This window comes from Rhodopirellula sp. UBA1907 (assembly GCF_002337565.1).
Classification (GTDB): Bacteria; Planctomycetota; Planctomycetia; order Pirellulales; family Pirellulaceae; genus Rhodopirellula; species Rhodopirellula europaea.
In genome coordinates, this window is the sequence record NZ_DDGH01000091.1 from 13,120 (window position 1) to 25,023 (window position 11,904).

The following is an 11,904-nucleotide window of genomic DNA, read 5'->3' on the forward strand; positions in this document are numbered from 1 at the left end:
CGGCTCATTAAATCAACAGCCCGGTAGGCCATCCCGTCTTCTTCGTTGACAATCAATTGCAACCCGATCCGAGCGAAGTAGTCCGTCAGCGGCGTGACGCCTGACAGAATCCGTTCCCACCTGTCACCAGCGTCGTCATGGTAGACAATGCCTTGCAACAACCGAACTGCCGCAGGCGCCCAGGGAACCGGAGGCGGCATGGTGTCGGAAAACGTGTCGTCGGGCGTCGGATCCGTTTCCGAAGAGGATTCTGTCATCGTGGCTTTCCCTTCCGGACGGTTTCATTTTCGGATTGATGGGTCTTTGAGAAAGTGACCAGCGGAACACGAACATGCACCGTGCTTGATTCGCCGGTCAAGGGATCTTCCGTCGTCACCGTCACCTGTTCCGTCCCTTCCGTATCGATTTCATGACCGTCCTCACGAGCAATCTGCATCCATCCGACCAACTCAATCACGCCGACATTGGGTGGACGATGTTCCAGCAACAGTGACAACGTGATGTTGGTTTGCAAATCGGTGACCCGGTGCACCAACTCTCGCATGCGATCCCATTGCAAGCGTTTCAGCCCCGAAAGTTTGCGGGCTTGTTGCTTCGCTGTTTCCCAGTCGATCTCGTTGGCTTCCACGGCAATGTCAAAGACCTGCGGGGGAGTCCAAAACGGTCGGGTCAATGGCGAACTGACGCCCAACGTCGTGTCGACCCGCAAACCGATTTCACTTGGAACGGGTTCTACCGTCTGCATCGTGGATTGTTTCATTTTCGCTGCCAAGGTCCGAACCTCTTGCAAAACTTCGGCAGTGCGTTTGCGATGACTGGTGGATTGACTGTCCAGCAAGCGCCTGAGTGTTTGCGACAAACGTCCTGTTTGACGCAACACATTCTCGGCTTCCGCCAACAACGAAGAAACCATTGCCCGAACATGTTCGATCGCGCCGCGTTGATCGGCGATGGCTTCCAATCGTGTCACTTTAGCGATCGTCTCTCGTAGTTTGGCTTGAGCCTGGGGCGAAAAGAGGAATGCGACAAAGGCATCAAAGCCGACACCTTCGTCTTGTTGTTTGACCAAGTCCTCCGCATCGAGTGCGCCGGCCAAAATGTCACCGCGACCGCGTTCTGTATCGAGAGCACCGCGGGTCACATCACGAGCGATTTCTTCGAAGCGATCTTCGACCGCCCGGAAATCACCTTGCAAGGTCTTCAGCAGGTCGACAGCGGTGTGGAAACGTTCGCGAACCTGCGCGGGATGGTAGGTTTCGATTTCGGCACCGCCGCGAATCGCATCAATCTGACGGTTCAAATCATCGCGTTGTTCGATCAGGGTTTGCAATCGCTGTTCACGATCCGAGGAAGCGCCTTGGACCAAGTCAGTCAGCGTGTCGATGACCAACCGCAATCGAGATTCGGTGCCGACCATTCGAGTTTCGCGAGAGATCGACTGTTCGAGAAACCCGATCGCGTCTTCGGCATAGCGAGTCAATTGATAGTGCGGGCTGGACGATTCAGCCGGTAGGAAGCGTCTCAGCCACCCCGCATCCGACCATTCGCGAAAGTAGCGATCCGCGGAACCGGAGAAGGCATCGTACCCATCGTCTCGCAGTTGTTCTTGAAAGACGGTCAGTCGGTGTTGCAGTTCGTCGTGCGACAACGAGATCGCCGAATCTTGCCCGGTCAACTTCAACGAATGGCGGAGAAAGCAAACCACAAACGCTGCCTGATCGGCGCGCAGCAAACGGACCATTGGCGACGAATCCACAAACGCGACCAGACTCTCAATTTCCATCGCGGCAGTCTAATCTCACAGTCACGAACTTGTTGCGTGCCTCTTCCTCCCCGCCATCGGCATTCGATGTCACCGATTCGGTCCACCACCTGTCGCCGCTCCGCGGTTGTTCGAACGCCGGACATCCACAACCAGTCGCGGAGCGACGACAGTTGTTTGCCGGCATCGCCGAACAATTCCCCGGTTCACGCCCCGTACGATGGGCTTCCGAGCCTTTTTATACCCCACAACTCATTTGCTTGAATGCCGCAAATGCTTCGACGATGGTGGCGAAACGGCTCATCCCTCGCCACAGCGTTTTCGAGCCGGGCGGGCCCTGCGATTTCTTGTTGATGTATCCACCGAGGATAGCAAGCGATGTCCCGAACGCTTCCACAGTTGGCGGAGACTTCGGGTCAACCGGACGCTTGGTTAGAAACATCATGATCGCCATCCACTCGTCGTCGCTAAAGTAATCCGTGCAAGGCGCCTGTCCGTCGTGACGTGTGGCACCTTTGAGATACTCCACTCGCCAAGCGACCACAGCGAGCATCGAAAACGCTCGGATGTAACGCTCCAACGTTTCGTACTTCATGTCCTCGATGTGAAGGCCGCTTTTGAGTGTTTTGAAGTACAGCTCCACCAGCCAACGAAAACAGTAACCTGCCAAAACTTCGTTGATTTCGTCCACCGTGCTAGCTGGTAGCGTGGTCAGAAGCACCCACTTGATCGGGGACTCACCCGATGGTGGATTCACCTCAAGCGACTCCACTACGTTGACCCAAGTGTCGGCCAGCTTGCTAGTTGCCGATCGTCCCGTTCCAGCAACCTGGACGCGCACGCTGCGAAACTGAACCAGTGCTTCGCGTGATACACGAGCCTGTTTCCGAAGTCGTTTCTTATCATCGGGAAGCACTGGAGCGTCTCGACCGCCGATCAATACCGTTTTCTCGCCACGCCAGGCGACTTTCGAAAGCGCCTCTTCAATTGTCGTGACATTCTCGATCGGCAGCCCGGTCATCACATCAACTGCGGCGACGATCTTCTGAGTCCGGCACTGACGGATGATGAATCCATAGTTCTCTGGGAACTCCGCCGCCTCGGCCAGCAGTTCGCCAATATCGGACTCGCTGTCGGAGAGCTGAATGAATTGAGTTTGCGGAATCGAGCGGGCGATCTGCTCGCCGCTTTGCATCATTTCCATCCATCGACTGCTCTCCTTTTCTTCAAAGCAGCGTCGCTGCCGATCGGCCTTTCGTTGTTTCGTGGCGACCTCCAGCGACGCCGCGTCACGAGTCCAAAGAACCTGGTCGACCACGCCCAACGGGATGCCAGAGGCAGCAATGGCGTAGAGTGGATGATAGAAAAAACCAACGCGTTTTCCTCCCGACAGCGGACCAGCTCCACTGACCTGTTGCTTGGGCTTTGTCAGATCGAACTCGGTCGTGTCTTGGGCCAAATAGACCCGTTGGTGCTCGCCGCATCGCTTTCGAGAGCGCTGGTGATGAGCATCGAAGATTTGATCCACAATGACCTTGGAGTTATCAGCGAGACGATAAATTCCCTTCAGATCGGCTTTGGACCGAGTGCGATCCGGAGTCGACTCGCCGATCGAGGAAGCTTGAGAGACAAACTTAACAACGCGATCGACCCGCCGCTTGTGGCCCAGGTCCAACGATTGAAACTCCTGCCGTACCCATTCGACCACCATCCGTGCAACCTCCGTGCGATGAAAATCCAATTCGGAAAATCTTCGCACGGACGCGGCAAAAGGCAAGGAAAAGTTGTGGGGTATAAAAAGGCTTCCGAGCCCGTCGAAGTGGAAACCCGACGCGTCAGCCCAACGGCGGCCCCGTCCGGGGCGAGGATCGTCTCCGAATGCTCCGCCGGTTCATGTCCCGTCATCGCCGCCACCGCCCAGATTCTGAAATTTACAATTTACAATTTCACTTTTTCAATCCGCCCCATTTCATCGCTCGGAACCTGTCGCCGCATCGCGGAGCAAACATGACGCTCGGAACTCGCAGGCCATCTTGACCAAACCGACAATATCTCCTCGGACGGTCAGCAAAACACCGGCGAGTTGCGCTCAAAACTTCGATCGTGTGCCGGCAGACTGGGTCAGTTACAATCAGGTCTGCTTGGCCCTGTCACGCACCTCCGGGTGCGTCCCACCTGCGGGGCCGTTTCATGATGAAAGAATAGGTTTTCAATGACGGTCTCATTGATGTCTTCCCTAAAAGTGCGTTCTGTCTGGATACACCAAAGCGTCCGGTACCTCGCGTGTTTGCTTGCCGTGACGGTGTTTTGCGTTGGTGCGTATGCCGATGGTTTGAACCCGCAGGAGTCGTTCTTTGAAGAAAAGGTTCGACCGCTGCTGATTGAACACTGCTACGAATGTCACGGGGATGCACTGCAGGAATCCGATCTGCGATTGGATTCGCTGGGCACAATCTTGCAGGGCGGCATCAGTGGTCCAGCAGCGGTTGCCAAGAACGTCAACGAGAGCCTGATCATCGATGCGGTGCTTGGTCGACGCGGGATGGAGATGATGCCGCCGGACGGCCCGCTGGACGAAGATCAAATTGTGATTCTGCGGCGTTGGATCAACATGGGTTTGCCGTGGCCCGCAAGTAATCAGGACACGGCAGAGTCCGATGCCACGGAGATGACTCCGGCACTCGGTGACCAAAAGGCGATCGGTCAGGTCGCCGAGTCACACTGGGCATTCCAACCGCTGCAAAAGCCTAAGGTTCCCACCACACCGAATCCGGCTGAGCAGAACGCGGCGAATCAAAAACAATCGGCCCATCCAATCGACTCATTCATTGCCGCCTCGCTTGACCGCATTGGATTAACGCCGGGAAAGCCCGCGTCTCGCGACGTGATCGTCCGCAGGTTGCACTTCGACCTGGTGGGGCTGCCCCCGACGTACTCTCAGGTGCAAGCCTTTGTGAATGACGAACGCGACGCGGAAGTGGTGGTCGCGGAATGGATCGAGACGTTGTTGGCCAACCAGCATCACGGGGAACGATGGGCACGCTACTGGTTGGACCTGGCACGCTACGGTGACACTCGCGATTGGCAGGCCCAAGCAGAACTTCGTTACCCGTACGCCTACACCTATCGCGACTACGTGATCCGGTCGCTGAACAATGACAAACCCTACGATCAATTTGTTCGCGAACAGATCGCAGCGGACTTCTACACCGAAGACGCCGATTCACCATCGCTGGCGGCACTGGGTTTCTTGACCGTTGGCCCACGTTTTCGAAACAACCGCCTGGAACAAATCGCGGACAAAATTGACGTGGTTGGTCGTGGGTTGATGGGAATCACGGTCAGTTGTGCACGCTGCCACGATCATAAATACGATCCGATCCCGACGGAGGACTACTACTCGCTTTATGGCGTGTTCGCGAGTTGTGCTCTTCCGGAGACACTGCCGCGGATCGACACGGACGTTTCATTCTCCGATGAATTGAAAGCGGATTTCCAAGCTCAACTGACCGCCAAGCAGAACGAGCTCGCCGAGTATAAGGAAGACTTGCGAAAACAAGCGATCGCGGATTTGAAAAAGCAGTTGCCGACGTACCTGGACGGCTTCTATCTGCTGTCGATCGCTCGCGGAAAAGAGATCCGTGGTGTGATTGGCCAATTGAAGATCAAAGAGACCGCGATGACGCCGCTGAACGCACGCTTGGCGGCGGACTTGAAGAATCGTTCCGATGTTTCGCATCCTATCCTGGGCCCATGGAACCAAGCATTGGGCGCAAACACGAAACAGTTCAACAAGCAATTGCCTCGATGGATGAAATCCTGGCGGACGAACAAGGACCTGAATCCGCTCATCCGCGATGGCTTGGTGGAATCGAATCCAAAGACGCAGCGTGAATTGATTGCCGTATATGCGAACGTGATGGACGACGTGCTGAAGGCTTGGGATGCGATGTCGAAATCGGCGGACTCCAAGAACGACGATCAAGCGAGCAAGCTGGCTGATGCAAACCAAGAAGCGATCCGACAGATCCTGATGGCTGACGGAGGTTGGTTTGACCTCGACGTCGAAGCTGTCGCGCGAGCATCACGCTTGCTAGGCAAAGGACGCAAGGCTCTCGGTGATCGCGAAAAGGCCATCGCCGCGGTCGAATCCACTCACCCGGCCGCACCACCACGAGCGATGGCATTGGTCGATCTGAAGAGGCCCGTCAATCCGTTCGTGCTGCTGCGTGGCGAAGCGAACCGTCGTGGCGATCGGGTGCCGCGTCAATTTTTGTCGTTGTTGTCCAACGTTAGTGACGGCCCGTTCACCGATGGCAGCGGTCGCCGCGAACTTGCCGAAGCGATCACGTCAGCGGAAAACCCATTGACCGCTCGTGTGCTGGTCAACCGCGTTTGGGCTCGTTACTTCGGCCGTGGCTTGGTCGATTCGTTGGATGACTTCGGATTGCGAAGTTCACCTCCATCGCACCCAGAATTGCTCGACTGGTTGGCCAGCGAATTCATTGAGCAAGGTTGGTCGATGAAATGGTTGCATCGCACGATCACAACCAGTCACACCTACCAGCAATCTTCTGAACTACGAGAGGATGCGTTCGCGGTCGATCCGGAGAACCGTTGGTTGTGGCGACAGAATCGTCGACGACTCGATTTCGAAGCGATGCGGGATTCGATCGTTTCGGTCGCCGGCACCATCGATCTCACCGTCGGTGGACGCTCGGTCAAGTTGAGTGAAACGCCGTACACGACCCGGCGCAGTTTGTACGCTTACGTGGACCGCTTGGAACTCGATCCGATTTTGCGGACGTTCGATTTCGCGTCGCCCACCGCATCCGCAGCCTCGCGGGCGGAAACCACCATCCCGCAGCAGGCTTTGTTCTTCATGAATCACCCGTTTGTAGCCGAGCAAGCACGTGAACTGGCCGATCGTGTTGCCGACGAAGCCGAAGGCAACGACGCCGACGCGGCGACGATCACGGCAGTCTACCGGCGTGTGTTTTCGCGTGACCCGTCAGCGGATGAGATCACGATGGCAAAACGGTTCCTGGTTGCCGCAGCGGACACCGACGGGCAGGCTCTCGGTGGAGTTTGGCAGTATGGTTGGGGAAATATCGCCAGCGCACCCAAGCGTGCCGGCGACGCAGAGGACGACTTTCAGCCACTTCCATATTGGTCCGGCAAAGCCTACCAGGCATCGGAAGCATTCCCTGACCCGAAGCTGAAGTTCCTTCGTTTGTCGGCCACCGCGGCACATTGCGGCGTCAATCCAGCGCACAGCATCATTCGCCGCTGGGTCGCTCCGGCTGATGGTGCGGTTCGAATCGCCAGCAAGGTGACGCATGCTCGTCCCAATGGGGACGGCATCACCGTGTCGATTCGAAGCGGTGAGTTCCGCACGACAGACAAAGTCGCTCGGGGAACGATCAAACCGGCGGTGGCTCGTTTGCCAGTGAAGGCGGGCGACGTGATCGATTTTGTCGCCAGTCCAGGAGCCAATTCCAACTCGGATTCTCACACCTGGACAATCACGATTGCGGGCATTGCCGGTGAACTCAACGGCGATCGCTGGCAGTCCCAAAAAGACTTCGCGCCGCCCGCACCGCAACCGCTTGGTCGTGTCGACCAATTGGCCCAGGCTCTGATGTTGACCAATGAATTCCTTTACCTCGATTGAGTGTCACCCGTGATGTTTGAAAACAATTTCACCGACCGCCGAACGATGCTCCGTCGCAGCGGGATGGGCATGGGAATGCTGGCACTCGCCGGCGTGCTGCGAGATGGCGGTATGCTGGGCGACGGCCTCGGCTCTTCCGGCGGGCTGTTCGCTTCCGAGGCGGCGTCCCCCGAAGGAAACGCCAACAGCTTGGCAGTCCGACCGACGCACATTCCAGGCAAAGCCAAACGAGTGATTCATTTGTTCGCCAATGGTGGCCCCAGCCAGATCGATACGTTCGATCCCAAGCCGATGCTGGCCAAGATGCATGGCAAGACGCTGGACGACAAACTGAAAAACAACCGGCGTTTGGGCGGTGTCGCGCATCAGTCCAAGTTCAAGTTTCAAAAGCACGGCCAATCGGGAATTGAAATCAGCGAACTGTTTCCCGAGCTGTCCCAGCACGCGGACAAGCTGTGTGTGATTCGTTCGATGGTCACCGATGTCCCCAATCACGAGCCCGGTTTGATGATGATGAACTGTGGCGACATCGTCCGGCCGCGGCCCAGCGTCGGCGCGTGGACGTTGTATGGCATGGGCACCGAAAATCAAAGCTTGCCAGGCTACGTCGTCATGTGCCCATCCGGTTTGCCAACCGCTGCGACGGCGAACTGGCGGAACGCGTTTTTGCCGGGCATCTTTCAAGGCACTCACGTTGACACGCAGTACACCAACCCAGAGGAATTGGTCGCCAACATCGACAACGATTACTTGGTGCCGTCCCAGCAGAAACGGCAGATGGATTTGATTCAAAACCTGAATCGAATGCACCTGGCCGATCGCAGTGACGATGCCCAGTTGTCCGGCCGCATCGAGTCACTCGAGCTTGCCTTCCGGATGCAAGGGGAAGCACGCGATGCGTTTGACATCTCCACCGAGACCAAAGAGACGCAGGAGATGTACGGCGACTCGCTGCAAGGCCGTCAGATGCTGATCGCACGGCGGTTGAGCGAACGCGGTGTGCGCTATGTCCAGGTCTATCATGGTGCTGGCCAGCCCTGGGATTCACACGCATCGATCGAACGCAATCACCCTCGGCTGGCACGTGAATGCGATGGTCCCATCGCAGCACTCCTGCAAGACCTGGAGCAGCGAGGTTTGTTGGACGAAACGCTGGTGATTTGGGGTGGCGAGATGGGCCGCACACCCACGGTTCAATTGCCAGTCTCAGCGAACCCGGGACGCGACCACCATGACAACGGGTTCACCGTCTGGATGGCTGGTGGCGGTGTGAAGGCGGGCACAACGTACGGAACCACCGACGAAGTCGGACTGAGCGTTGCCGAAAACCCCATGCACGTCCATGACTTGCATGCCACGATCTTGCACTTGCTAGGCTTTGACCACACACGGCTCACGTATCGATACGCAGGCCGCGACTTCCGTCTGACCGACGTCCACGGTCACGTCATCCACGACATCATCAGCTAGCAGGCGTTTACCATCGGCGGATCGCGAAGTCCGCCAAACGCATTCATTTAAAAGTCCCGTTAGCAGGCTCTTACTCCAAAGACCGTAGCGAAAGTCGTCAAGACTTTCGGTTCTCGCGCCACCAACGAAACTCTTGACGAGTGCCGCTACTCGCAAGCAAACAGGCCACAAGCGAGGCATCCCCATCCCCCAACGCCCGGGCAGGGGCCGTCGTCCATCGCTCGGTGCGGAAGCCCCGAGACCAAAGCCCACACAAAGAACGTCGCCCCGGACGGGGCCGTCGTGGGAACGGGCGTCCAACTCGACAACGCCTCGTCTCCTTGATTTGGCCGGCATTTGGTTGGCGTGTATAAATTGGGCTTACCCGTGATTTCGCCATATTTTGTACCAATTAAGTAGCCGGGATAGACATTCTTTTCTCGACGCTTGATGCGTCTCGATAGCTGGGGTAATAGAAATGCTTGCTGAAAACTATACCGTCGACGTACTTGTTGTGATTTATGTGATCGAGTACTGGCCTGCTGTGCTCGCAACTCTTGGCGTGCTTTGTTGGATCGGCCAACACTTGATCCGGCGCAGGCCTTTGACCATACGCTCGTTGCTCGCATGCACGCTTGTCATCGCAATTGGAATCGTACTCTGTCGGCTTTCCACGTCTTCGTGATTTCACTCGCTTGAACGATCAATGGCTCGGGGCACTTCCGCCCGTTGATTTCGCCGACAGTCAAGACTCACTTTCCAATGCTCATGCAAGTCCCGCTCAAACCGTCAACGTCCGGCAAGCTCAATAGACAATCGATGAAGCCAAAATCCACGAAGCCCACCTTCTACGACATCGTGGGGATGATCGTCGGCACGCTGTTCTCGGTTGTGATTGGCTTTCTACTGGGCGCTGCCTTTGCGGTTGGCATTGGTGTCTACAGCCAAGCACAGAACCCCGAGGATGCGTCTGCAGGCAGCGTTGCTATCATTGGAATCTTCACTGGTCCGTTGTTCGCATTTGTCGGCGGACTGTTCGGACTCGTTTCATCGGTGAGCTTTTTCATGAAACGACGTGAACGGATCAATGCGGCAAAGCGTGAATGACGGAACCAATCGACAGCAACGGAGCGATACCCGCGACTTCGTTTCTTCGGAAGCTGGATGAGCAAAGTCAGAGTAGAGCCGTTGTCCTCAACTGTTCCGTCGAGCACCCTTCAATCGCGAAGCCGGGTTGCAACCGAGTCCATGTCAAACCGTTCGCGTCATGCTGTTCAACAACAGCGGCCAGCCACGCGAACATTTGGGGACAAATGTTCTACACATTCCGGGCAAACATCCGGAGTCGAGACGGTGTCATTTCATTGAACAGGTGGAACGTCGCTCCGTTTGGTTCGGCCTGCCAACCATCCCTCGCCGCTAGGATTGAGCAAAAACAAGCGGCATAGGCTTCCAGCCTGTGATTGCGCATAACACAGGCTGGAAGCCTATGCCACCATTTCAAACCGAGACTTCTTCACTCCAGTTGTTGGGTGGCACCATTCAGAACCGTTGAGCAGTCCTCCGGGAGCCAGGGACCAAAATGGGCACGGTGAGCAAAAACCAAAGCACGCCCCACGCTCCATCAAATGCACCCCACTGCTTCTTCACACTCCTGGCAGGAGGGTCGAGCGAAGCGCGGCGAGGTCGAACGGTGACTGGGCGATTAGGTCTCGATCATTTCACGGTCGCAGTCGGTTGTTGACCACGAAATACGCGAACGACACGAAAGCACATCTCCGGGCACCTTCATTTTCCGTCGGCCCCAAAAAGGAGTAGAGGACCAAACAGCCAGGCATCACCTCAGCAAGCCCCATCCTTTTGAATTGGCCGGTCGCCTCCTGAATCCAATCACTACCTCGTTCCTTCGATTCAGCCACGCCGGATTATTAGTGTGCGTTGAGCGAAGATCAGTGTTCTCACCAACAGGAACACTCATCGCCACTGATAAACACTAATCTTCGCGTGGTCCTGCCGGTGCCTGAGCCCCATATGGCAACGTTGAGCAGAAACCAAAGCACGCCCCACCCCCATCAAATGCCCCCACTCAAACTTCACCCTCCTGGCAAAAGGGTCGAGCGAAGCGAGGGGAGGTCGAACGGCGACTGGGCGATTAGGTCTCGATTATTTCACTGGCGCAGTCGGTTGTTGACCACGAAACACGCGAACGACACGAAAGCACATCTCCGTTTGCCGTCTTTTGTGTGCTCCGGTTCCTGAGCCGACCAAGTGGCGGGCATTGGATTCCCGAAACGCCGCGTCTCCTCTTTTCTTCACGCCTGGATGGCTAATGGAACAACCCGCTCGAGGTGCTCTCCGTCACCCATCCCACTTCCGTAACCGACTGAGGCCTCTCAGTCGGAACCTACCCAGCAAGCGACTCAACCATATGACCAGCCAACGTCTCGGCAATCGCCTCGATGCAAAAATATTGACGTATTGCCGACTGAGAGCCTCAGTCGGCTACTGGTAACGACACGACGCCCGGCACCAAACTCTTTCCAGGAGCTCACAGCATCCATGCGTCTCCGGTCAGGTCGACTGGAGCATTCGAACAACCCGCTCCAGGTGCTCTCCGTCAGCCGTCCCGCAACCGTAACCGACTGAGGCCTCTCAGTCGGTACCTACCCTGCACGCCGCTCTGCCATTTGACCGGACAACGTCTCGCAATCGCTTCGATGCAAGAATATTGATGTATTGCCTACTGAGAGGCCTCAGTCGGCTACGGCAACGACATGACGCCAGACACCAAACGCATTTCCAAGATTTCGCAGCATCCACGCGTCTCCGATCAGTTCGATCGGATGAGCAATCAAACGCCCCGCTCGAGGTGCTCTCCGTCACCCATCCCACGACCGTAACCGACTGAGGCCTCTCAGTCGGAACCTACCCTGCACGCCGCTCTGCCATTTGACCGGGCAACGTCTCGCCAATCGCTTCGATGCAAGAACATTGATCCCGCATTATTCACCAAGCCTGT

6 protein-coding genes are annotated in these 11,904 nt (G+C 56.6%); 3 read left to right on the plus strand and 3 right to left on the minus strand.

Annotated features, from left to right (window positions below; genetic code table 11):
* The 3 genes from B2R17_RS20880 to B2R17_RS20890 form a co-directional block, all read right to left on the minus strand.
* The coding region (locus B2R17_RS20880) for a hypothetical protein (protein WP_286765498.1) at positions 1-257 on the minus strand (257 nt) is incomplete at its 3' end.
* Entirely contained in the window at positions 254-1,783 is a 1,530-nt protein-coding gene (locus tag B2R17_RS20885; protein WP_286765499.1) for a DUF3375 family protein, read from the minus strand. The genes B2R17_RS20885 and B2R17_RS20880, both read right to left, overlap by 4 nt.
* A 217-nt stretch (positions 1,784-2,000) precedes the next feature.
* The gene (locus B2R17_RS20890; RefSeq protein ID WP_286765500.1) at positions 2,001-3,473 is read right to left on the minus strand and encodes an IS4 family transposase; all 1,473 of its coding nucleotides are present in this window, start codon (positions 3,471-3,473) and stop codon (positions 2,001-2,003) included.
* Between the two features lie 501 nt (positions 3,474-3,974).
* Here B2R17_RS20890 and B2R17_RS20895 point away from each other — a divergent pair.
* From B2R17_RS20895 to B2R17_RS20905, 3 genes are all read left to right on the plus strand, one after another.
* The gene (locus B2R17_RS20895) at positions 3,975-7,436 is read left to right on the plus strand and encodes a PSD1 and planctomycete cytochrome C domain-containing protein (protein ID WP_414707384.1); all 3,462 of its coding nucleotides are present in this window, start codon (positions 3,975-3,977) and stop codon (positions 7,434-7,436) included.
* Positions 7,437-7,448: 12 nt separating this feature from the next.
* On the plus strand, positions 7,449-8,906 hold the full coding sequence (locus B2R17_RS20900; RefSeq protein WP_286765502.1) for a DUF1501 domain-containing protein: 1,458 nt from the start codon (positions 7,449-7,451) through the stop codon (positions 8,904-8,906).
* A gap of 798 nt (positions 8,907-9,704) precedes the next feature.
* Positions 9,705-9,992 (plus strand): hypothetical protein, encoded by a 288-nt coding sequence (locus B2R17_RS20905; protein WP_008669240.1) that lies wholly within the window; start codon positions 9,705-9,707, stop codon positions 9,990-9,992.
* Positions 9,993-11,904: the final 1,912 nt, after the last annotated feature.